The sequence below is a fragment of the Calothrix sp. NIES-3974 genome, assembly GCF_002368395.1.
In the GTDB taxonomy this organism is placed as follows: Bacteria; Cyanobacteriota; Cyanobacteriia; order Cyanobacteriales; family Nostocaceae; genus NIES-3974.
Map to the genome: position 1 here is coordinate 714,646 of NZ_AP018254.1, position 21,791 is coordinate 736,436.

Consider the following 21,791-nt stretch of genomic DNA (forward strand, 5'->3'; position numbering starts at 1 on the left):
ATCTCGATTAAATGAGATAGTTTTTTCAGAAATCTGAATTGTCAGCAATGGGTCAGGTTGTTGTTAAAAAATCATTTCAGAAGCTGGGTTTTTCAAATAAATGTCGATTCCAGCAGAAAATCTTGCTAAAAACCCTAATTCTCACAAATTGATCTGAATTACGTATTTTTACTACTTCCCCAGGGAAATGATGACTTTATTGATTTTCAGATGATGTTACTGGTGCAGTTGGTTGTACCAAACTAATTAAATGTCCATCGGGTGTACGAACTGCTGCGACTTTTCCAAAGAAGGGTTCACGAATTCTTCCTTCTAATTTTGCTCCCATTGCTTCCAATTTTTCAACTATTCCATAAACATCTTCGACGCGAAAGCTTAAAATTGGAGAACTTCCTGGATTGGGATTTTCTGCATGATGTAAGACAATAGTTGTTCCATCTGCATCTAATTCTGCCATTCCATTACTGATTTCCTTAATAGTAATTCCCAATCCCTCATTGTAAAACTTTGCTACTGCTTGCGTATCTTTAACCATGAGTAACACTTGTGTAAATTGAGGTTTCATCTCATATCTCCTAATTGTAAATTAATTGTGATTTTTGCTGACAAAATACTGTTAATAAGATGCACTGATGATTAATATTTACAGTTTGAAAGGGTGATAACCTCTGGAGGGTAAAAATAAACTTGGTAAAAGTAGGCAAAACCTAAATTTGAAGTGAGAAGTCGGATTTTGAGAATAGATATCTTTAATACTGGAGAGATGTTATAAAAAACCCGACTCCTGGGATATCCTCCCCATCAAAACCTCACCGTCAAACTAGCTGCAACACTTAAACCAGGTTGGGTATAAAGTTCCAAATCTGGACTGGTTGTAGTTAATCCTCGAACATCAGACCATTCCCAATATTTTTGATTGAACAGGTTAAATACACCAATATTTAAAGTTGTATTGGGATTGAAGTTGTAATACCCAATCAAATCCACACTAGTGTATCCCGATGGTTTAAATTGGTTTGCTAATGCAACTCGGTCTTTTCTCCCTACCAAGGTAGTGAATAATTGGGTTCCCCAACGGTTTTCCGGTGAACGATATCCAATTCCAATAATTCCTTTAATGGGGTCTACAGACTCCAGGGGTTGGTTAGTTTGTAAATCTGTTCCCTCTGCATACGCAAGACTTGCAAATAAATTCAACCCTTCTGGTTTTCCATTGAAGCGGTATTCTGCTTTTGCTTCCACACCATAAATTTCCGCACCTTTAGTGTTTTGGGATTGAAATTGTTGGAATGTTCTTCCTCCAATCACGGATGTTCCCACATTCACTGTTTGGATGAAGTTGTTGTAACGGTTGTAAAATCCCGTCACCCCAGCATTCAAGTATGAAGAGTTGTAACGTAATCCCAACTCATAGCTATCACTGGTTTCCGGTTTTAAATTTGCATTCGGTAATACGGTGTAAAAAGAAGCAAAGTTTGTGAAGGCGATCGCAGCGTCATCGTAGGGAGGACTGCGGAAACCACGGACATATTGTCCGTATAATGATACTTCGGGTGTAAGTTTGGCTATTATCCCTAATTTGGGTGAAATCGCTGAAGCTGATATTCCCTCTACTTTGTAATTCTCGGTGTTAATACGGGCAAAATCTGCATCGTTATTGTCGGGTTTGAGTTGGTAATAATCGTAACGGATACCAGGTATGATGGTGATTCTATCATCCCCTAGGGATATTTCATCTTGTATGTACAAACCGATACGGAGAGTGTCGGCGTCAGGGAAGGTTTTATTGGGGAAGAGTTCACCACCAACGTTTTTGGTCGAAGTTCCCGCAGTCAAGTTAAATTCCGTGTTGTCACGGGGACGGGATGTGTTGGTGTTGAGAATATCTAAACCGTAAACTAAGCGATGATTCAGACTACCTGTTCGGAAGTTACTTTCTAGTTGGACATCACCACCAACCGTGTTCTGTAAGAAGCGGTTTTGGGAAACCCGACGACGGAGGGAGGTTCCAATTTGACGCAATTCCTCAACGTTTTCCGTAGTTTCTGCATCCTGATAGTAGAATTGCGATCGCGCTTTTTGCACGAAGCTACCATCGGGGTTATTATACTCGTAGGCAATACTTCCCCGACCTCGACGGGTATAGTCTTCAGCATTTTGACTTAAACGTCGCGAACCAGGAGGTCCAGGAAGCGAAACAGCAGCACTTCTCACATCCGTATCCGTCTGTTGTTCAAAGAATTCCCCTGTGAGTTTAAAAGTATTACGACTGTCGGGTTGTAGGACGACTTTTCCGAGAAAGTTGTTACCACCTATCGTTTGGGGATTAGGGTTACGACCACCAAAGTTTTTGTTTTCCTGACCATCCCGACGGGTATATACAAAGGAGGTGGATAGTTTATCATCTCCAGCTGCAACGGTGAAGGTTTCTGCAAAACTGGAATCAACTCTGTTGTAAGCAACTTTCCCGCTCACAAACCCTTCTTTACCAAAGATATCTAAATAATCTATAGGGTCTTTAGTGATGTAGGAAACCACACCTCCAATAGCATCACTCCCATACAAACTAGAACCAGGTCCCCGGATAATTTCCACTCGTTTGAGACTATCAAAATCAACTAAATCACGACTGGTATTGAAGTAAATATCGGGAACTCTTACACCATCTATCTGAATTAATACCCGATTCCCTTCAATTCCCCGAATATTAATACTAGAATTTCCGGAACGGGTGGGACGATTGCGTACTGAAACACCCGGTTCATATCTAACTAAATCTTTAATATCCTGGACAAAGTTAGTTTCTAATTCTTCAGAACGAATCACAGAAATTGTTCCAGGAGTATCTTGAACTGCTCGTTCCGTTCTTGTCCCGGTGACGGTGATTTCAATATCACTTTCACTTCTAGTATTTTCATTCCTCGGATTTACAGATGTAGGTTGATTTTCTACTGCTGGTGTTGCTTCCGGTTCCGCTGGTTTTTCTGGTGCTGGAGGTTGGGATACTTGGTTATTTTTAATGGAATTAACTTGAAATACTAAACCTTTTTGGTCATCAAATAATTCAATTTGGGGTTTACCTGTTTCCCCGACTACAGTAAATTGAATTGTATTGGCATCTGTTTGATTGACAATTATTTCGACAATCCCTTCTGTCGGTTTTGTAAAACCAACCCTATCCCCAGATGTTAAACGCAATTTAGCATTAGGTATATTGACAATTAACGATTTGTCGCTTTCCTGGGGAATTACTTGTAATTTATCAGATGCAGGTGTTTCCAGAAGTATTTCCACACCCTTTTCATTTTTCTCCAATTTCACCCCAGTAATTTCTACCAAAGACTGAGCTATTTGCAGGTTGGTATGAGCAGAATTTTCTTGCTGTTGAGCAATAGATTCACTTTTATGTGTTGCTAAAGCTGGTGTAGATGACAAGGACAGCAAATACAGATTTAATAACGTTGCACTGAAAAATAATAAGCGTAATTTCATAAATTCTCACCGCATCTTTTTGGTAAATTCGACTTACACATCTCAATTCCCGACCCCAAAAATCCCATCCAATTTACACGGAATTCATATCACCTGAAATTTTCCACTTCAAAATAGTCATTAGTCATCAACCAATGACATCTCACCAATATTCACTGAACCCGCATTTCTCACAAAACCCTAAAACTCATAGGGAGTAGGGAGTATAGGGGAAATTAGTCCGTCACTCAAGGCTTACAACTTACTCATGAGAAATCCAGGTGAAGTAGACCATCAGACCAAGATATAAATATCAAGCTAATAAATGCACATACTGTTCGATTTCTTTCACCCTGAGTCAAATAATTTCAGAATTCAGAAAATTGTAGTCAAACAAAATACTCAAATCCTGTATTCGGACTATTCGAGATGTACTTGAAACTACAATCCGTAATTTCGCTTCTTGAGATTTACTCGCAGATACTTGCTGCTATGTAAACATTGGAACACTAATAAAACTTATTGTCAACTACTTCGGTTAGCTTTTGTCTACAAATCTTTAAATAAAATGATTGCTGGGACTTTAATATCTGATAATAAATTTGATTAGTCTTATCGCTAAAGAAGAGTTAATTAATAAAAATACTGAATATAGCAGGGGCAAATTGGATAATCAGTACAAACGACCTCCGCCATTCTGCTTATTTGTAGCTATTCGGAGATTAATGTGATATGAATCACAATAAACTTAAGTTATAATACTGATTAATTTCCCGATGATTAAAATGATTTCAATGTTTCAGGAATTAAACAAACCGTCCGTGAAGTTCTGTGTAAGCTATTTTGATTAAAGATATTTATGATACATACACTTACTGGCGGCAACGGAAAAGCTCTGTCTTTTTCATCTTGGTGGAGAAATTTCATGATGATGGGGATGATTTTGGGTGGCAGTATAATTTTAGTTGGTTGTCAACCGGAATCAGAAGTGAACTCGGAGGACGCAGTTATTTCCGGTGATCAAGTTCCCCAAATAGTGCAAAATGTATTTGCCCAGAAATATCCTGGAAGAACCCCGCAGTGGGAAAGTCAACCATATGGTTACGAAGCTGTATTTTCCGAGAATGGAATTGAGTACGAAGTAGAACTTTCCGCAGACGGACGGTGGTTGGAAACAGAATATGAGGTGTCGAGCGATGAGCAATTTCCTGCTGCTGTATTAGATCAGGTTCGTTCTCGGTATCCTGGATACCAAATTACCAAGCGGGAAATCGAAATTACACCCAAGGGAGTGTTCTATGAAGTAGAAGTGGAAAATGGTAGTGAGGAAATAGAATTATATTTTGACGGACAAGGCAACTTGGCTGAAAATTATCATGAAGATGTCTAGTGATTGTGAGGGGTTGTGGGAGTAGTTCTAGTCCTTGATTTGATTTGAGGGATTTATCTGTGCCTTTTCTCACCGAGCAAAATTCATGCGATCGCACTCCATAAACAAAAATAATCAGGGAAATTTTTCCCGCGATGGGTGTCGCAAGTTGGTATAATATGCCGATTGCACAGGATTATGCGGCTACATATTGTGGAATACACCGATTCGATGGATAATCTGGCAGATGCCCTTCAACAGCCAGTTGATTTTGACTTTGAATTACCCGATCCGGAGGATGAGGGGATTCCGGATGCGGATTTCATGCAAAAAGTCGATGTGGCGTGGCAAGTTTGTGATAAATTCGATTTGCAAACAGAAATTTGGCGAGGGCGAATTTTACGCGCAGTACGTGACCGGGAAAAAATCGGTGGTGATGGTCGGGGAACTGGCTTTTTGCGCTGGCTCAAGGAACGGGAAATTAGCAAAAGTCAAGCCTATAAGTGGATTCAACTGGCTAATAGTGCGGATACCTTGCTAGATGAGGGGAAAGTTGATCCGCGTTCCATTAACAATTTTAGCAAACGGGCATTTGTGGAAACAGCTAAGGCTGCACCAGAAGTTCAGCAAATGTTAGGTGAAGCGGCTAAAAAAGGTGATAAAATTACGGGGCGCGAGGTGAAACAACTAACGGAAGAATGGACAGCCATGTCCAGTGACCTATTGCCAGAACCAGTTCGCGAAAAAGCTGCTGATAACTCCCTTCCTCCCCGTTATATAGCCCCTCTAGTTCGGGAAATGGAAAAACTACCGGAAGTCCATCAAACTGTCCTCCAAAGGGAAATTGCGGAGAATCCTGACCTAGATACGGTTAAACAAGCAACAACGGAAGCTCGTAATTTAGCGAAATATCTCAAAGCGTCTGCTCAAGTTCAAGCTTTAGCTAGCCAAGAAGTTGATGTGGAACAAGCTTTGTTAGAAGCGCAGCGAATTAATTGTTTAAATGTGGCGGCTGATTTGGTGAATCAAGCGTCTCAAATGGAACAGACAATCGCTAAAATGTACATGACTTGGAAGCGGATTGCCAACCTTGCGGATCGATTATACGTGGATACGGGTGCTAGTACACCCCATTTACGTTCGTTATTGGAATGTATCGAACCCTTGGGTAGTCAATTGATGGAAATTAAAATCGGTAGCACTGAAACCACGGAACGGACTATTCGGATACAGTTGACGGAGGAGGAAGTGTAAAAAGAATAATTTTTGAGATGAATCCCTGAGCTTTGACTAGGAAGTGAGGAGAAGTTAAAAGGGATGGAGAGTCAGGAGAAAGTTGCTCCTCCTCCCATTCACTCTTACTTTTTGGCTTTAGTATCAACAGTCACTATTGCCGACATTTGGGGAGTAATGCGTGATTCGTAGCCTTGGAGACTTTCTGGATCTAGTTTGATTTTGAATGGAATCCGCTTACCACTTTGATTGTTTTGGCTATCTCCAGTAGTTCCATTGACGTTGACAACCGTGGACAGCATCCCATCCACTGTTCCTTTGAAAGTCTGACTAGGAAAAGCATTAATTCTGACTTTTACAGGTTGTCCAGGTTGGATTTTTTCAAATTGGTTTTCCTGGAAATTAGCAATAATCCAAGGATTGGGTTTAACAATGGTCATCAAGGACTGTCCTGGTTGAACCCGTTGACCAACTTGAACATTGGGGTTAGTCACTCGTCCTTCAGCCAAAGCCAAGATATTGGTTTGGGACAGCTTTAATTCCGCTTGTTTGAGTTCGGCTTGTTTTTGAGCAACTGTAGCTTGGGCTACTTGTAGCTGCTGTTGGATTAAATCGCGCTGTTGTTCTAGATTGGGTACAACTACCGGGGATGTACCAGCTTCCGTTCCTTGGGAGGGGACAGAAAGATTTGCGATCGCACTCAAGTTTTTCTGAGCCAATTCCACTTGTTTCTTGCTAGCTTCTAAAGCAGCTTTGGCTTGATTTAAACTCGCTTGGTATTCCCGTGGATCAAGCTTAATTAAAGCAGTTCCAGGTTTAACCTCCTGATTGGGTGTCACACTGACTTCCGTCACCACACCTACGACCGGTGACTCCACTTGATACATATCAGCCGCAACATAGGCATTATCCGTCACCTTAAATTGCTGGGAGTACTGCCACCAACGATACCCGTAAACCGATGCAGCAACAGCTCCACCTCCTAACACTAAACCTGCGAGAATAGCTGGTAAGCGACGACGTAAGAATCCAGGACGTGGACGACTTTCACCCATCTCCGGTTCATAACTATCATTCGATGCATCCGTCGTCACAATAGCACTCGCTAGACCCTCCATCACCGGACTGGTGGGTGCATCAAAGTCGGTAACTGATTGGTTATTTTGGGAAGATTCTAGACTTTCCATCGATGGTCCTCGTCTTGGTAACTTTTTTGTACAATCTCGAATTTATACTTAAGTACAAGTTTGATATTGATCTCGACTGATAATATCAGACATACGTTCCAAGGTTGCACCTCTTTACACTATTCAAGCACAACCTGAATGATAATTAACTGATCTAAACGATGATTTACTTAAATTTTGTTTAAGAAATGGTGTTTTTATCCTGATTTATACAATTCGGTTGAGAATATTTTATGGTTTGAATATAGAATAAGAGTTTTATATCAAAGAACACAGAATATAGGATATAGGAAACAGTATCTCAAACGCAAGATAGAGTCCCCGTAAAAAAAATCACGAGAGAATAAAGAATAGAGAATAGCCTATATGCACTACTAACACCAAAATTCATAAAACTGGTTTTTCCTTCAGTTGCTCGTCTTGCTGCGGGTCTGCACTACTCAATTTCAAGTCGATCTTGATATGGGGAAACTTCCAATCAAAGCATATAGCTTTAGCTTGACATGCAGCGTTAAATAACTCATTCCTACTCCCTGTACAGACGACCCGACGGGTAGTCTCTGCTCCCTACTCCTACAAGCGAGGAAATAGTAATAATGGCGAATTTAAATCCAGCTAAAATTTGATGACCGGATGAATAAACTTGTATCCAGCAGCTTTAATTTTGGCATTGGAGACTTTTGCATTGTAATTACGATTACTAGGTTGGGAACTATCCCAAGTCACAGGTGGTAAATTATGGACTTGACAAGTATTTTCAATCACTTGACGATTGGTCAAATTAGTATCATCAACTAGGTTATAAATACCACTTAAATGGTAATGACGAGCATACTCGATTGCACCGACAATATCATCTAAATGAATCCAATTAGCAGGTTCTTTTCCTTCTCCTGGTCGGGTTTGTCCTGCAACACGGCTATAGATTTTCACCAATTCCCGTCCTGGTCCATAAATTCCCCCTAGACGCAAAATACATGCTTGGCGATTGGAATTACTTGTTGCTAGTAATATTTGCTCTGTTTGAGCTAAAATCCGCTCATTTTCACTTTTGGGATTTAATGGTGTATCTTCGTTAACTAGCTGTCCATTTTGTTCGCCGTAAACTGAACAAGTGCTGGTGTAAATAATTTGTTTTACCTGGGTTTGATCAATCATCTGACTAATAGTTTGTGCTGTCTCTAAATAGGTTGCTTGATAGGAAGTCTTACGACCACCAGCAACACTAATCAATACACAGTCTTGATGCTCAATCACTGGTAAAATCGCCTCTGGATGATTAGCACGGGTTACGAATACTTTTTGAGCAATATTATTTAATTCTGGGACACGTTCGGGGGTGGTAGTGGTAGCAGTAATGATTAAGGTCATTTTCTGTTGCCAATACTTAGCTACAGCTGAACCGACATATCCACAGCCAATGATTGCGATGTTCATGATTATTTGGAATTTGTATGTAATATGAGCAAGTAATTTTATCTGATTGATGGTGAGATTTATTCAAAGATTTTCATAGGTAAGTTCCGTATTTGCCCAATTTGTTTCCTGCAAAAATTCCCGAAATGTTGTCAAAAGCCCAGGAAATTCTGCTCGTAACTTCATCACATCAGCTTGATAACCTTTGGTGCTGTACCAGCGAATAATAGTGTAAAGCTCTTGCTGCATTAATAACAAAAAAATCCAAGCTGGTAGCTGTTTATGGGTGACTGTATTCCCCTGAACTTGGGAAAATATTTCTGCTATTTGTTGCGGTGTTAAGACATCCCCAGCTAGCTCAATTTCTTTGGCAATATATTTTTCGGGATGCTGAATTACATAAGCAGCTACCCGACCCATATCTTTGGTTGTAATTAAATGTAAGGGTTTATCTTTGGGTATGGAAAAAGGAAAACTCCCTTTTAAAATTGATGGACGTGTATATTTCTTCCAAAATTCTTCCATAAACAAACAAGCACGCAGCATTGTTGTCGGTAAATTACTTTCCTGAAGAATTTGTTCTACTTTGTACTTTTGTTCGATGTGAGGAACTCCGGAATTTCTCTCAGCTCCACCAGCAGAATTATAGACAAAATGTTTAATATTTGCCTGTTTTGCTGCTTGTGCTAAACGATATGCTCTTGCAATTTCTTTCGGGTTGGGTTTAGCAGAATCAGTCGCAATACCATGACAATAAACAGCGGCAATATCTGTAAAAGCTCCAGGGAGGGATTTTTCATCGTCAAGGTCTGCTTCAATTATTTCCACTCCTAAATCAATTAGTTTTGATAATACAGAACGGTTGGGGTCTATTTTTCGAGTGATGACACGCAGGTTGGTGACTCCCTGCTGGAAAAATCCGTTGATAACGTTTCTACCTGTACCTCCAGTAACACCGATAAGTAGGACTTTGCTGTGAAAGTGTGTAGTGCTGCTAAACTGGACTTCAGATTTTTTGCTCGTATTTATATCTTCAGACATAATTGTATTGAGAGCATTAGAAAAAATTGTCTCCATAAATTTGTGTTTGGGTTTACCAAAACAATAATCAAGGGTAAGTCAAGATAGTGAAATCACTTTATATATAAGATAATTATTGTTACTTTTTAATTGTATAGAAAAATGAGATTCTAGTAAAAAATGACTAAGCAATCATCCCATAGGGATAATACAGCTATTTTTGAACAGTTATGGGGGATAACTCTGGAACTGCGACAAAAGTTAGAAGCACGTTTTGAATTACATCCAAATCTATCTACACAGGATTTACAAAGCTACTGTACCCCCACAGGAGAAGCGAATGGTTCATTAAATACTTTTTCTGGTCCGGAGATTACTTGGTTAGTTCATTCATGGATAAAAGCTCCTCAACTCAATTTTTGTAATATCCACCTCACTGTTTGGTTAGGGTCGCAGGTTCGCGTTCCCCATTTTGCTTTTGTAGTTGGTACTGTTCCACAGCTTTTCTTTTATATTGACTACGTACCTCGAAGTGACCTTTCTGTTGATTTGCAATCCTTTGACCGTTACTATGAACCAGTTAACGAAATTTTTGCCAATCTCCAGTCTGATTCTGCTTTTGAACGGTTTGTTAGTAAAGATGCGTATATGCGTCAAGCGATGTCACCTTCTCACTTGTGTTATACATGTCCACTGACTGAGGAAAAAATATCCCAAATTCACAAACTTGCTTTACAAATGTTCAATCTTTGGCTGACCTGGGTAGACGAAGCTGAGATGGTTCCACAACATGAGCGTAATGAATTATCTGCTCGTGATTTACTGGTTCGTCGAACTGTTGCAGAAAGAGACCCCGATAACAAAATCGCTGTGGGTCTATTTGGGGAAGAACTGACAAATAAGTTAGTTCGCGCACTTTGGGGAGGTTAGTCAATTCCCTGTAGGCTTATATCTTCCACCACGTACAGGTTCAAAATAAATTTTACCGAAGAAATGGGTTGAAAGCCCTGTCCTTCTAGGACGGCTTTTTTTCTTTCAGTTTATCAATCCAGTCCTCAATTAGCTGAGTCATCGTCTTCTCTCTTTGCTCTGCAATTCTGCGAAGCTTTTCTAGTCGGGTCTTAGAGATGCGAACACTTAATCTTTCCTTTGGCATTTTGTTAACGGCGCTGGCTTCCCAATAGCTACCCACTTATGGTATCATAAGAGGTATGAAAACACTGAAGTTTAAGTTTTATCAACATCAACGAAACCGATACCTCCAGCAGTCCATTAATGCTGCGGGAGTGATTTGGAATCATTGCATTGTCCTCCATCGTCGGTACTAACGGATGTGGGGTAAGCACTTGTGTTGTGCGAAACTTCAGGTTCATATTGCCAAGCTGAGAAAGTGTAATTCTTTTTGGCAGTTGGTAGGTTCTCAAGCAGTGCAAGATATTTGTCAACGCATTGAGAGAGCCTACCAATTATTTTTTAAACACAACAAAATTTAAAAAACCAGTAAGGTGAGGTTGGATGGTAAATGACCCCACCCTGTAGATGTGGTTTAGCTGGGAAAAAGGGCTAATTTTGGAGGTGTAAAGGGCAACTACGTGCCATTTCTCACCTATACCATTAATATGGTGGAACACTAGCAACAACGCTTTACAGCTTACAGCTACGCTAGAGTAATCCAAAATCTGTCTGAGAAAGTTTGGTGGAAGAATAAACCTCTCACGAACTTTCCGCAAACCTCTAAATCGAAAATTTTCTGGGATTGATCGCGCGTTAATTTAGGCTGTGACAGCTTGTAATTCCCGTTCAATCACTTGAATCAAATCTTGTGATTCGGGTGTAGTTCCACTTTTAAAACGAGCGACTACTTCCCCATTTTTAGCAACTACAAATTTTTCAAAGTTCCACGATACATCCCCTTTCGGTTCCACTGAATTTGTTAATCTGGCATAGAGGGGATGTTGTTGGTCTCCTTTGGCGTGAACTTTGTCAAACAGTTCAAAACTTACTCCGTAGTTACGGGTACAAAAATTGACAATTTCTTCGTTTGTGCCTGGTTCTTGGGCACCAAAATCATTACAGGGAAAGCCAAGTACCCGCAATCCCTGAGATTGATATTTTTGGTGCAATTTTTCTAGTCCAGAATACTGTCCTGTATATCCACAGTAGGAGGCTACGTTAACAATTAACAGGACATTTCCTGTATATTCACTTAATTTCTTCTCTTCTCCAGTGATGGTTTTAACTGTAATATCGGCAACTGTGGTACTCATAGGTAATGGCAGTGATTATCAATGGAATGATTGATCCATTGACCAGTTTCCCATATTTAGGCCATTTTCAAAAATCCCATCTATCTGAGATTATTCATGGACGGAACCATCTGGCATAATCATTCCCGATAGATTTGCACCGATGAGTTTAACTAATACGCGATCGCCGGAACTAACCCGCGCACCGGTTAAATCAGCTCCTCGCAAATCCGCACCGCTCAAATCCGCACCAATCAAGTTAGCGGAACGTAGGTTTGCTTCCCGTAGGTCTGCAAGTAATAAATTAGCTCGGAATAGGTTGGCATCTTTTAAATTTGCACCACGTAAAATCACCTTGTGCATGAAGGTATCGCTTAAATTTGCACCACTGAGGTTGGCGTAACTCAGATTACGTCCAGACAGGTCTTTGTTACTTAAGTTGGCGTTACTAAAATCTTTACCACTTAAATCTGGATGGGGTGCGGGTGGTTTAAACCGTTCTGAAGTGTCGTAGGGTGGACGGTAGGTTGATTGGGGGGATTTCGGTGGTGGGGTAGTCGATTGGGTTTGAGGTGGTTCTGGTTTTGGTGGTGGGGGTTTTGGGTCTGCTTTGGGTGGTTGGTAAGCAGACTGGTAGGTTTTTTGATAGGAATAGGTTTTGGTGGGTGTGGGAGGTTTGGGAGTTTTGGTGTGGGAAGAACTCCCATTGGAGCGGGAAGTTGCTTGATAAAACTTACTGTGAGATTGGGTCTTATGCGATCGCGTAACGGTTTCTATGGAGCATCGCAATTTTTCTCGTGCTTCGTTGATATCTTGCAATTTCCGTACCGCTTTTTCTCGTAAACGTTCATTTTCCGGGGGAATGCGGTCAGGATGCCAAATGAATGCTAAATCCTTATAAGCCTGGTTGACCTCATCGATGGAAGCTCCAGGCTCAAGTTCTAAAATACGGTAGTATCGCTCCAAATGTCGCATAAGACGTTTAGTTTTTGAGTCTATCTTTAATTATGTAACTATGCTGTCCTTGCGTGCTATTTCTTGAAAATATGTTTGTATTTTCCCATGCTCACACAATTGAGACACTTAAAACATCCATAGTGAAATAGATACCGTGATGAAGTCTAGTTTAATTGACTACTTACCACCAAATTAAACGCTCGCGAACTGCGCGCATATAAGCATGAATCGGGATTTGGTAAATTTCCACAATTAACCACAAAATAATGACCAAGTGGGACATGAAGGTCATTCCCGTCCAAATGTAGGGCAACCAACTCAAAGGTACATCGGGATGGGGAGGAAAATTGTAGGCAACCACACCAATCACAAAGGTCGGTAGAATAATAAAAGCAACAGCTGCGATCGCATAACCCCAACCAAATTCTACCCCTTCTAATTGGGCTTCTGTCCAACCAAAACCATTCCAACGCCATACTAAAGGAGGTTGTCGTGATGGTAATTTTAACTGTTGTTGCTCCACATTCACGGTAAAAATTTGTTGACAAAAATCACAGGACATTGCCTCCATCAAGGGCATATGTGATATCTTCCCCACATGGCAAACTGGACAGGGATAGGTATCATGTTCATGGAAGGATGTTGCCAAAAGTTTTGAAGTGTGTTTCATAGAATCCGTCGTCCGTGAAGATAAAATGAATATTGTCCCGGATTTCTCGTATTTACGGTAGTAGGGAGAAACGACCCACCGGGTCGTCTGTTCCGGACTAGAGAATAGAACGAAAATTCAGTCGTTGCTCAAACCTTACCGTTCATTTATTCACTCATGAGAAATACAGGATTGGGGGTGATTAGACCCTCATTCTCCCTGCTGAATCGCCAAATTACTGCAAAATTTTAGAAAATTTTCTTTTATTACGAATTATTCTAAATGATTAATTATTAATAAATTTCTCCATTTGACCCAATTTATCTAATTGTAGCTATTAGTCAAGCGATCGCGATACTTGCCAAGAAAGTAGAAACTAGGGAAACTGGTTAGGAATAAAAACAAAAAGCTCACTTTTTGACGGCGTAAAGTATAAGTTAATCGTTTCCTGTTCTTCTTGATCCTGTCTCCTATCTCCTCCCCGTCAACTAACATGGATACTTCCCAAAGTCGTTTTTTCATCGCTCTGCTACCACCCCAACCCATACTCGATCAAGCTAACCACATTAAACAGTATTTTGCCGACAGATATAACAGTCGCAGTGCGCAAAAATCCCCACCCCACATCACTTTACAACCACCCTTCCTCTGGGAAAATCAGCAAATATCCACCCTGAAACAATCCCTAGAGTCCTTTGTCGCATCCATTAAACCGATTCCCATCACTTTAAATAACTATGCCGCATTTCCACCCCGCGTCATCTATATCAATGTCCTCAAAACCTCAGAACTATTAACATTACAAACCGATTTAATCTCCCATCTCCACACCCACCTACACATCCCCTCAGACAACCGTCCATTCACACCCCACATGACCGTCGCATTTCGAGACCTCACCAAAGCCAATTTTCACCTTGCTTGGTCGGAGTTTATCCATCGCTCCTTTGAATTTGAATTTTTCGCCACCAGTTTGACCCTACTACGTCATAATGGTCAGCGTTGGCTTGTGGATACGGAATTTCCGTTTCTGGAAGTTTTTTAATATGGGTTTGCTCATAGACTATTTTGTAGGGTACTGATATACTGTTGTTTCTTATCTGATAGGGAAGGACGATTCATTTGTGGTCAATCTGTCAAATATCTCCGAAAAATCACCAGAAACAGAGAATGATATTTTAGGAGAAATTAATATCTTAGATAGGCAGCTATTTTAATTTATTTAGAAACTCAAAAAACACAAGGTAACTTAAATAATAATAGTATACTTCGGATGGTGAAAGGATACTTTGATGAAGTGGCTTGTGTAATTCAAGAATCTGCTCGTCTTCTTAAACCTGGTGCTATTTTATTTATGGTTAACGATAATGTACGTTATGCAGGTGTAAGTATTTCCGTTGATCTGATTCTCTGTGATTTTGCTACACAATTGGGCTTTACTATAGAAAATATTTTACTTTTACCCAGTGATAAGGGTCATAGTAGCCAACAAATGGGCAATCACGGACTAGAACCCCTAAGAAAATGCGTTTATGTCTGGAAAAAGTAGGATACTCACCCTATACTTTTTTGTTGGTTCTGCGATCGCTAAAAGAATGGCTAGTGAAATTTGGCATCAGTTAGAAGATCAGACCCTCTCCAATGCAGCTAATCCCACTCAAGATAGACAAGTGGCATCTATTTCCCGATGGTTATGCAGCTTGTAAGCCTTGTATATTAGTCAATCTGTGTTTCCCCAATTACCGATGAATCCCGGTTGAACAAAATTATTTGATTTTCCATTGACTTATTTAGTTTGGTTCTGTTATCGTAATCTCAAGGGTATAGCTCTATCTATTTATCCCTTATTACTCAATTTTTGTTAAAGATAACCTTAGAAATGTCAAACCCAGCAGTATATAGCTACTTTTATTTTTGGTTTAGGGAGGTTCACCGGGCGTGAATTAGTGTTCCGCATGGAAACATCCCGGTGAACCGCAGAGCGATGTAGCTCCTGCGGTTTTTGTTTTTTATACCCTCTTCTCTACTGGAAATAAAAATGCTGTTACACCTGCTCGAAGGGTGACATTACCAAGTCTTTGCAAATCCAATCCCTAGAAGACCTGACGGTTTGTCTCTACGGTAATCCAAAATCCCAAATCACAATCATGGCATCCCAAATTAACTACACTTGCAATTTTTATTTTTGGTTTTTTTACTGGTTCGGCATAGACTCCGGGCATAGAAACGTATGTACTTGTGTAATCAAGCCCGGAGTTCAGAACTACCGGGCTTTTTTATGAACTGTTGTGTATCGACAAAACGAATTTCCATCAACTTAAATTACCTAAACTATAAGGACAAAACCAATGATGAACGCTAAATTAGCAGCCAAATCAGAACTGAACTCCACTACAATTGTGAATATTTCCCACACCCTAGCAGTAGGAGGAGAGGAAATCGTGGTGATCGCTGGACCTTGTGCAGTGGAGAGTCGGGAACAAATGCAAACCGTTGCAGCCAAATTATCCACAGCACCAATTCAAGCATTGCGGGGGGGTGTCTTCAAACCGAGGACATCCCCCTACGCATTCCAGGGGATGGGAGAGGAAGGATTACGGATATTGCAGGAAGTGCGATCGCAATATCATTTACCGGTGGTGACGGAGGTCATGGCTATTTCCCAGATTGAATTAATCGCTCAATACGTGGATGTATTGCAGGTTGGTAGTCGGAATATGCAAAACTTCGACCTCCTGAAGGCTTTAGGAAGTATTGATAAACCAGTTTTATTAAAACGGGGATTAGCAGCAACCATTGAAGAATTCGTGATGGCTGCGGAATACATCCTCAGTCATGGGAATCCCCAGGTGATTTTATGTGAACGGGGGATTCGCAGTTTCGACACCTATACCCGCAACGTCCTAGATTTAGGAGCAGTAGCAGCACTCAAACAAATTACCCATTTACCAGTGATTGTCGATCCGTCCCATGCTTTAGGGAAACGGGAATTAGTTGTTCCCCTAGCTAAAGCTGCGATCGCCTGTGGTGCAGATGGTTTAATTATCGAGTGTCACCCCGAACCAGAAAAATCCATTTCCGATGCGCGTCAAGCTCTTTCTTTAGAAGCGATGATGGAATTAGCCCATAGTTTAGAAGCAGTTGCAACAGCCGTTGGTCGGAAAATCCACAAAAATACAGGGGTAGGTTCAGTAAATGAGTCTACCCCTATTGATTGGCCAAAAAATTATGGGATGCTCAAAAATGAGACCTTACCCATCACGATTTAATTGGTGAATTGATTTTTCTGCTGGTCTGATGCATTCAACATGAGGGGTAGGTCAGGTCTGAAAACAAATATTTTTCTCTGCTTCCCCTCACTCCCTTCTTTCCCAAATTTTTCCTACTTAAAAATTGCCAGGATACCAAACAAAATAAATAAACATCCACCAATTAGGGTAAGGACTCGTTCCGAAATTTTGTTGCAAATAGCTCGACCAGTGCAAACTGCGATCGCGGTACAAATTGCATGTCCTAGGGTTGCTCCCATCCCTACCCCCAAGGGATTATTATTGACTGCTAAAGAAATTGTCGCTAATTGAGTGCGATCGCCCCATTCGGCTATAAAGGTTAAAGTAAATGCCTGTACCATAACTGTCCAAATACTCGCCTTTTGCAGTTTGGTCGCAGCACTATCAATGGTACTTTTAGCTTCCTCTAGTACCTCGTCACAATCGCTCTTGCGAGGCATTTTGTAGGCATCATACAGTAGTTTGAGTCCAAAACCCAAAAATAAAGCAACTTCCGCATGGTTTAAAAAGGTTTGCGGCAAAAATGAAACAACCTTTCCCGTAACCACCGATAATGCCGTCATTGCCGCTAACGCTGCTGTCACCGCGATAAAAACAACCCGTCGCGAATTTTGCATGGCTAAATACATGGCCATAAAAAAGGTTTTATCACCTAATTCAGAAACGGTGATGATTGACAAGCCTGCTGTAAACGCCGTTAACACTCTCAATTGCTCCTTTATCTTGTAGCGATGTGAAGCTTGATGAGTGCAAAGGAGACCATCACCAAGCTTCACACCTGTTTGTGTGAATCTCAGTGAAAGTCTCGCTTTTAAGGATTTGGGATTTAGTTTAATTCTTTAATTCTGTTGTCGTTGGCAACAGTTCCAAATTCTTAACGCCTAAACCAGGTTCATCACCAGTATGTTGATTTAGACGAACTGGTAAAATTTTTACCAGCAGCTACTCCCTTTCTTGATACCAAAAATTTATCAGTAAATTTGAGTTGTGTAAAGTAGAGGCGGAATTTTTTCCCATACTTCCTTTCTAATGTACACAGTTCGTGAGGATTACTTGATTATTCACCCTGCAACAGGTATTAATTCTGCTAATTTAATCCCTTTAAAGTTGTTATATTTATTTTTATAGAACCCATCTGCCCGAATCCCAAGTTTTAACTATGCCCAGACGCAAGACTACTCAAAATCAGGATAAACCAGAAACCCTTGCTACCGAGGAAAATTGGAGTTACGAAGCAAAGGTGGCAGAAATTGAGGAGATTATTTCCCGGATTGAAACAGGGGAATTGGATTTAGCTGATGTGTTTGAGCAGTTTTCCATCGCAATTAATTATCTCCAAGAATGCGATCGCTTTCTACACAGCCATCAACAACAAATTGATTTGCTCATTGAAACCCTACATCCAGAATCCTAGGTAGAGACGACCCGTCAGGTCATCTCTGTGACATAAAAAATAGGACGAGCAGCAAATACCCGTCCTCAGAAAGATGATTAAAGCAAGTTATTTCGCCCTTAACCCTGAATTGCAGGTGCTTGAACTGCAACAGGTGTAGCTTCACCAGCAGCTAAATCGAGGGGGAAGTTGTGAGCATTGCGTTCATGCATCACTTCCATACCCAAGTTAGCGCGGTTGAGAATGTCAGCCCAAGTATTAATAACCCGTCCTTGGGAATCTAACACCGATTGGTTAAAGTTAAAACCATTGAGGTTAAATGCCATTGTGCTGATGCCTAAAGCGGTAAACCAAATACCAACAACAGGCCAAGCAGCTAAGAAGAAGTGCAAGGAACGGCTATTGTTAAAGGATGCGTATTGGAAAATCAAACGACCGAAGTAACCGTGTGCCGCAACGATATTGTAGGTTTCTTCCTCTTGACCAAACTTGTAACCGTTGTTTAGAGATTCTGTTTCGGTTGTTTCCCGTACTAAGGAAGAAGTCACCAAGGATCCATGCATTGCACAGAACAAGCTACCGCCAAATACCGCAGCTACCCCTAACATATGGAATGGGTGCATCAAAATGTTGTGTTCTGCCTGGAACACGAACATGAAGTTAAATGTACCACTAATTCCCAAGGGCATTCCATCCGAGAAGGAACCTTGACCGATGGGGTAAATCAAAAATACGGATGTTGCAGCCGCTACAGGTGCAGAATAAGCTACGCAAATCCAGGGACGCATTCCCAAGCGATAGCTTAACTCCCACTGACGACCCATCCAGCAGAAAATACCAATCAAGAAATGGCAAACCACTAGCTGGTATGGACCACCATTGTAGAGCCATTCATCCATCGAAGCGGCTTCCCAAATGGGGTAAAAGTGCAGACCAATCGCGTTAGACGATGGTACAACCGCACCGGAAATAATGTTATTGCCGTATATCAAAGAACCAGCAACTGGTTCACGGATACCGTCAATATCTACAGGTGGTGCAGCAATGAAGGCGATGATAAAACAAATTGTCGCGCTCAAGAGGGTGGGAATCATAATTACACCGAACCAACCGACATAGAGACGGTTATCGGTGCTAGTAATCCATTCACAGAATCTGTCCCATGCACTGTCGCGACGTTCGCGTCTTATTGTTGTGGTCATGGCTGAATAATGTTAATAATTTTGCGGACAACAATCATGCCAGTTTTGGTTCAAAAACTGGTTATTGCTGTTTGAATAAATTGCCAAGTACCTTCTCAAGGGCAGCCGAAATATTTTTTGAGGCTGTAATTTTATTTGGCTAGTTTGCCTTGATTAATCACAACCGTGTTTGTTTTTTTTAGAACTTAGATCAACCAGAAATTAATCTAGTTGATCTCGTCCATCTGTTCTCATGATGAATATCCCCAGAGAGAGGGTACGATTACAAATATTTTTTTCGGCTCTTAATATTTGTTTTTACATTAATTTCGGTTATTTATGTATTGAGTTTAATTAAAATTTTCCGCTTTTTCATTTAGTATTTGCTCATTAATTTGTTACAAAATATTAAGTTATTGCTGATATTTTTTTGCTCAATAGTCTATGGGTGAATCGGAACTCGTCTGTAAAATTTGATTTATATACACTTTGAGAAAATGTGATTGATTAACACTTGCTGTGATTACACCTTGAAATATTTATATTTAGTTAATTTTTTTGTGATAAAAGTACATAAATATTTCTCATAAAAATTCTGAAAATTCTCTCGTAAATATTAACTTATATTAAGACAACTGACATAACTAACGTAGATGCCCATAGAGCGGTGTTTTCGACGACAACGCCTACGGTGTAAACTGTTTTACATGAGAGAAGATTTGTCCACAGCGACCGCAACGCACTCTGGGGAAGCAAGCTACGTAATCACCCAATGACGTTAATTTTGCGTAAATCCTAATTAAGATAAAAGTCGTGATGGGAAGTTGGCAAAAGAGACATGAAATTTTCGAGAAATGGGATTGCTAGATTGCGATCGCAATCTAGCTAAATATTATTTGATTTCCGGGTGAGCTTTTTCCTCAGCAGTCAGTTGACCCATTTGATTAATAGCGGCAATCATTTGGTATAGACGACCTAAATCGCGCTGATTGAAGCTTAAAATCAGACGAGGGAGGTGACAGGTTTCATCCTGTCCCTCTTGGGGTAGAGCTTGAGTTTTTTCTATTTTCCCCTCAACCAAAATATCGCCAAAATCCCTATTGAGTTGGTCAACCTCAGCATCTGACAATTCCGACTTGAGACGAATCACTAAGCGATTATTGACATAGCGGCTGGAATGGTAAACTTGGTAAAATTTAGTAATTGCGGCACAGGCAACATCTAAGTTATCAGTGATTGTGTAAAGGCTAGAATCATCCGGACTCACCAATCCAGTCTTGAGTAAATGCTCGTCTACATAGTTACTCCAGGAGTGCCAATAATCACTACCGGGAGCATCAATTAATACCAGGGGAACAGGGCCAAATTTACCCGTTTGACTGAGGGTCATGCACTCAAATACTTCATCCTGGGTACCAAAACCCCCAGCAAAGACAGCAACAGCATCACTTTCCTTGAGAAGGAACAATTTACGTGTAAAGAAATACTTAAAGTGAATGAGCTTGCGATCGCCCTGAATATAGGGATTAGCTTGCTGTTCAAAAGGTAGTTGAATATTTAAGCCAAAGGAATTTTCCCGTCCAGCTCCTTCATGACCAGCTTGCATAATACCACCACCACCACCAGTCATCACCATAAATCCTAATTGGGCAACTCGACGGGCGAATTCGACGGCTGCATGGTATTCTGGTGTATTATTTGCCAACCGTGCGGAGCCAAAAATAGTGACTTTACGGACATGACGGTAATCGTAAAATAATTCAAACCCCTTTTCCATATCCGCCAAAGAAGCGGAAAGGATTTTCCAGTCGAGACGTTCAATCTCGCTATCCGCAAGCTTGATAATAGTTGATAGGGCTTGCTGAATAAATTTTTGGTGCTTTAATGATGGTAAGCGGTTAATCAAATCGATAATTTCCGCTTGCAAAGTATCAAGTGTATCAAACGACGCGTTCGAGGTCATGGGTAATGATTGCCGAATGGCATATTATGTAGACTTATTTTGCTGCTCTAACTAAGTTTTTTGTGGTGTTTTGTTGTTAGGTTATACTGCAAACGGCAATAAATTAATTAAGTTTTGGAATTGGCTATTGAGCTAATAGCTAACCGCTCGTAGTATAAAAACCTTGGTTGATAAATATTTAGAACTGATGCACTCATCACCGAGAAATTTGGTTTAAGACTACTTGTGTACGACTCTGAGCGCAAGAGCAAAGAAATCCAGATTAAGTGCTGATGCAAAATTAAATATATATTTTCCGCAGCATTAGCTTCGCTATACTACGTAAACACCTAGTGTGTCCCCAGGACTCGGAACGTTGGTGAAGCCTTCTCGAAGAGTAGCGATCGCAAAGATTTCAGCATCTGGGAATGTCAAAG

General features: G+C 40.6%; 19 protein-coding genes and 1 pseudogene. 9 read left to right on the forward strand and 11 right to left on the reverse strand.

The genetic code is table 11. The features are described 5' to 3' along the window. Window positions 1-196: 196 nt before the first annotated feature. Together CDC37_RS02705 and CDC37_RS02710 are read right to left on the reverse strand one after the other, a co-directional pair. On the reverse strand, window positions 197-565 hold the full coding sequence (locus CDC37_RS02705; RefSeq protein ID WP_096620371.1) for a VOC family protein: 369 nt from the start codon (window positions 563-565) through the stop codon (window positions 197-199). A 236-nt stretch (window positions 566-801) separates the two neighbouring features. After that, window positions 802-3,492, reverse strand: coding sequence for a TonB-dependent hemoglobin/transferrin/lactoferrin family receptor (locus CDC37_RS02710; RefSeq protein ID WP_096620372.1), 2,691 nt, complete (start codon window positions 3,490-3,492; stop codon window positions 802-804). Between the two features lie 904 nt (window positions 3,493-4,396). On the opposite strand from CDC37_RS02710, the gene CDC37_RS02715 reads away from it, so the two are divergent. Both CDC37_RS02715 and CDC37_RS02720 read left to right on the forward strand, forming a co-directional pair. Beyond that, window positions 4,397-4,861, forward strand: coding sequence for a PepSY-like domain-containing protein (locus CDC37_RS02715; RefSeq protein ID WP_231943201.1), 465 nt, complete (start codon window positions 4,397-4,399; stop codon window positions 4,859-4,861). 177 nt (window positions 4,862-5,038) lie between these two features. Further along, a complete protein-coding gene (locus CDC37_RS02720) occupies window positions 5,039-6,094 on the forward strand; it encodes a hypothetical protein (RefSeq protein WP_442861059.1) in 1,056 nt (351 codons plus the stop codon). Window positions 6,095-6,198: 104 nt separating this feature from the next. On the opposite strand, the gene CDC37_RS02725 is transcribed toward CDC37_RS02720, so the two are convergent. From CDC37_RS02725 to CDC37_RS02735, 3 genes are all read right to left on the reverse strand, one after another. Continuing rightward, entirely contained in the window at window positions 6,199-7,260 is a 1,062-nt protein-coding gene (locus CDC37_RS02725) for an HlyD family secretion protein (RefSeq protein ID WP_096620374.1), read from the reverse strand. A gap of 615 nt (window positions 7,261-7,875) precedes the next feature. Next, a complete protein-coding gene (locus tag CDC37_RS02730) occupies window positions 7,876-8,697 on the reverse strand; it encodes an NAD-dependent epimerase/dehydratase family protein (RefSeq protein WP_096620375.1) in 822 nt (273 codons plus the stop codon). A 63-nt stretch (window positions 8,698-8,760) separates the two neighbouring features. Beyond that, the gene (locus CDC37_RS02735; RefSeq protein ID WP_096625856.1) at window positions 8,761-9,717 is read right to left on the reverse strand and encodes an NmrA/HSCARG family protein; all 957 of its coding nucleotides are present in this window, start codon (window positions 9,715-9,717) and stop codon (window positions 8,761-8,763) included. A 159-nt stretch (window positions 9,718-9,876) separates the two neighbouring features. Here CDC37_RS02735 and CDC37_RS02740 point away from each other — a divergent pair, with 159 nt between their 5' ends. Both CDC37_RS02740 and CDC37_RS25090 read left to right on the forward strand, forming a co-directional pair. Beyond that, window positions 9,877-10,626: a red chlorophyll catabolite reductase gene (locus CDC37_RS02740; protein ID WP_096620376.1), complete on the forward strand. Its 750-nt coding sequence runs from the start codon at window positions 9,877-9,879 to the stop codon at window positions 10,624-10,626. A 281-nt stretch (window positions 10,627-10,907) separates the two neighbouring features. Then, window positions 10,908-11,183: pseudogene (locus tag CDC37_RS25090) on the forward strand (RNA-guided endonuclease TnpB family protein); the annotation flags it as partial. Window positions 11,184-11,468: 285 nt separating this feature from the next. Here the strand turns inward: CDC37_RS25090 and CDC37_RS02750 are convergent. The 3 genes from CDC37_RS02750 to CDC37_RS02760 all read right to left on the reverse strand — a co-directional run bounded on the left by CDC37_RS02750 (window position 11,469) and on the right by CDC37_RS02760 (window position 13,569). Then, on the reverse strand, window positions 11,469-11,963 hold the full coding sequence (locus CDC37_RS02750) for a glutathione peroxidase (protein ID WP_096620377.1): 495 nt from the start codon (window positions 11,961-11,963) through the stop codon (window positions 11,469-11,471). A gap of 90 nt (window positions 11,964-12,053) precedes the next feature. After that, on the reverse strand, window positions 12,054-12,917 hold the full coding sequence (locus CDC37_RS02755) for a pentapeptide repeat-containing protein (RefSeq protein ID WP_096620378.1): 864 nt from the start codon (window positions 12,915-12,917) through the stop codon (window positions 12,054-12,056). A 163-nt stretch (window positions 12,918-13,080) separates the two neighbouring features. Next, window positions 13,081-13,569, reverse strand: coding sequence for a hypothetical protein (locus CDC37_RS02760; RefSeq protein WP_096620379.1), 489 nt, complete (start codon window positions 13,567-13,569; stop codon window positions 13,081-13,083). Between the two features lie 472 nt (window positions 13,570-14,041). On the opposite strand from CDC37_RS02760, the gene CDC37_RS02765 reads away from it, so the two are divergent. The 4 genes from CDC37_RS02765 to aroF all read left to right on the forward strand — a co-directional run bounded on the left by CDC37_RS02765 (window position 14,042) and on the right by aroF (window position 16,817). Then, a complete protein-coding gene (locus CDC37_RS02765; RefSeq protein ID WP_096620380.1) occupies window positions 14,042-14,593 on the forward strand; it encodes a 2'-5' RNA ligase family protein in 552 nt (183 codons plus the stop codon). A 228-nt stretch (window positions 14,594-14,821) separates the two neighbouring features. After that, the gene (locus CDC37_RS02770; protein ID WP_231943202.1) at window positions 14,822-15,097 is read left to right on the forward strand and encodes a hypothetical protein; all 276 of its coding nucleotides are present in this window, start codon (window positions 14,822-14,824) and stop codon (window positions 15,095-15,097) included. Further along, a complete protein-coding gene (locus CDC37_RS02775; protein ID WP_096620381.1) occupies window positions 15,081-15,254 on the forward strand; it encodes an AvaI/BsoBI family type II restriction endonuclease in 174 nt (57 codons plus the stop codon). The genes CDC37_RS02770 and CDC37_RS02775 overlap by 17 nt, the downstream gene beginning before the upstream one ends. A gap of 642 nt (window positions 15,255-15,896) precedes the next feature. Then, complete coding sequence (gene aroF, locus CDC37_RS02780; protein WP_096620382.1) at window positions 15,897-16,817, forward strand: 3-deoxy-7-phosphoheptulonate synthase; 921 nt, start codon at window positions 15,897-15,899, stop codon at window positions 16,815-16,817. Between the two features lie 113 nt (window positions 16,818-16,930). On the opposite strand, the gene CDC37_RS02785 is transcribed toward aroF, so the two are convergent. Continuing rightward, a complete protein-coding gene (locus tag CDC37_RS02785; RefSeq protein ID WP_096620383.1) occupies window positions 16,931-17,542 on the reverse strand; it encodes a TMEM165/GDT1 family protein in 612 nt (203 codons plus the stop codon). Between the two features lie 455 nt (window positions 17,543-17,997). Here CDC37_RS02785 and xseB point away from each other — a divergent pair, with 455 nt between their 5' ends. Beyond that, window positions 17,998-18,252 carry an exodeoxyribonuclease VII small subunit gene (gene xseB, locus CDC37_RS02790; protein ID WP_096620384.1) on the forward strand — a complete coding sequence of 85 codons (255 nt, stop codon included), beginning with the start codon at window positions 17,998-18,000 and terminating at the stop codon, window positions 18,250-18,252. A gap of 98 nt (window positions 18,253-18,350) precedes the next feature. Here xseB and psbA read toward each other — a convergent pair whose 3' ends face one another. Further along, the gene (gene psbA, locus CDC37_RS02795) at window positions 18,351-19,433 is read right to left on the reverse strand and encodes a photosystem II q(b) protein (protein ID WP_096620385.1); all 1,083 of its coding nucleotides are present in this window, start codon (window positions 19,431-19,433) and stop codon (window positions 18,351-18,353) included. A gap of 871 nt (window positions 19,434-20,304) precedes the next feature. After that, on the reverse strand, window positions 20,305-21,375 hold the full coding sequence (locus CDC37_RS02800; protein ID WP_096620386.1) for an LOG family protein: 1,071 nt from the start codon (window positions 21,373-21,375) through the stop codon (window positions 20,305-20,307). Between the last annotated feature and the right edge of the window lie 416 nt (window positions 21,376-21,791).

Bases quoted from the DNA above. Each gene is read 5' to 3' on its own strand.
- CDC37_RS02750 (WP_096620377.1), bottom strand. From the start codon at position 11,963: ATGAGTACCACAGTTGCCGATATTACAGTTAAAACCATCACTGGAGAA.
- psbA (WP_096620385.1), bottom strand. From the start codon at position 19,433: ATGACCACAACAATAAGACGCGAACGTCGCGACAGTGCATGGGACAGA.
- CDC37_RS02800 (WP_096620386.1), bottom strand. From the start codon at position 21,375: ATGACCTCGAACGCGTCGTTTGATACACTTGATACTTTGCAAGCGGAA.
- CDC37_RS02730 (WP_096620375.1), bottom strand. From the start codon at position 8,697: ATGAACATCGCAATCATTGGCTGTGGATATGTCGGTTCAGCTGTAGCT.
- CDC37_RS02740 (WP_096620376.1), top strand. From the start codon at position 9,877: ATGACTAAGCAATCATCCCATAGGGATAATACAGCTATTTTTGAACAG.
- CDC37_RS02770 (WP_231943202.1), top strand. From the start codon at position 14,822: ATGGTGAAAGGATACTTTGATGAAGTGGCTTGTGTAATTCAAGAATCT.
- CDC37_RS02760 (WP_096620379.1), bottom strand. From the start codon at position 13,569: ATGAAACACACTTCAAAACTTTTGGCAACATCCTTCCATGAACATGAT.
- CDC37_RS02715 (WP_231943201.1), top strand. From the start codon at position 4,397: ATGATGATGGGGATGATTTTGGGTGGCAGTATAATTTTAGTTGGTTGT.
- CDC37_RS02775 (WP_096620381.1), top strand. From the start codon at position 15,081: ATGTCTGGAAAAAGTAGGATACTCACCCTATACTTTTTTGTTGGTTCT.
- CDC37_RS02765 (WP_096620380.1), top strand. From the start codon at position 14,042: ATGGATACTTCCCAAAGTCGTTTTTTCATCGCTCTGCTACCACCCCAA.
- xseB (WP_096620384.1), top strand. From the start codon at position 17,998: ATGCCCAGACGCAAGACTACTCAAAATCAGGATAAACCAGAAACCCTT.
- CDC37_RS02725 (WP_096620374.1), bottom strand. From the start codon at position 7,260: ATGGAAAGTCTAGAATCTTCCCAAAATAACCAATCAGTTACCGACTTT.
- CDC37_RS02720 (WP_442861059.1), top strand. From the start codon at position 5,039: ATGCGGCTACATATTGTGGAATACACCGATTCGATGGATAATCTGGCA.
- aroF (WP_096620382.1), top strand. From the start codon at position 15,897: ATGATGAACGCTAAATTAGCAGCCAAATCAGAACTGAACTCCACTACA.
- CDC37_RS02755 (WP_096620378.1), bottom strand. From the start codon at position 12,917: ATGCGACATTTGGAGCGATACTACCGTATTTTAGAACTTGAGCCTGGA.
- CDC37_RS02705 (WP_096620371.1), bottom strand. From the start codon at position 565: ATGAAACCTCAATTTACACAAGTGTTACTCATGGTTAAAGATACGCAA.
- CDC37_RS02735 (WP_096625856.1), bottom strand. From the start codon at position 9,717: ATGTCTGAAGATATAAATACGAGCAAAAAATCTGAAGTCCAGTTTAGC.
- CDC37_RS02710 (WP_096620372.1), bottom strand. From the start codon at position 3,492: ATGAAATTACGCTTATTATTTTTCAGTGCAACGTTATTAAATCTGTAT.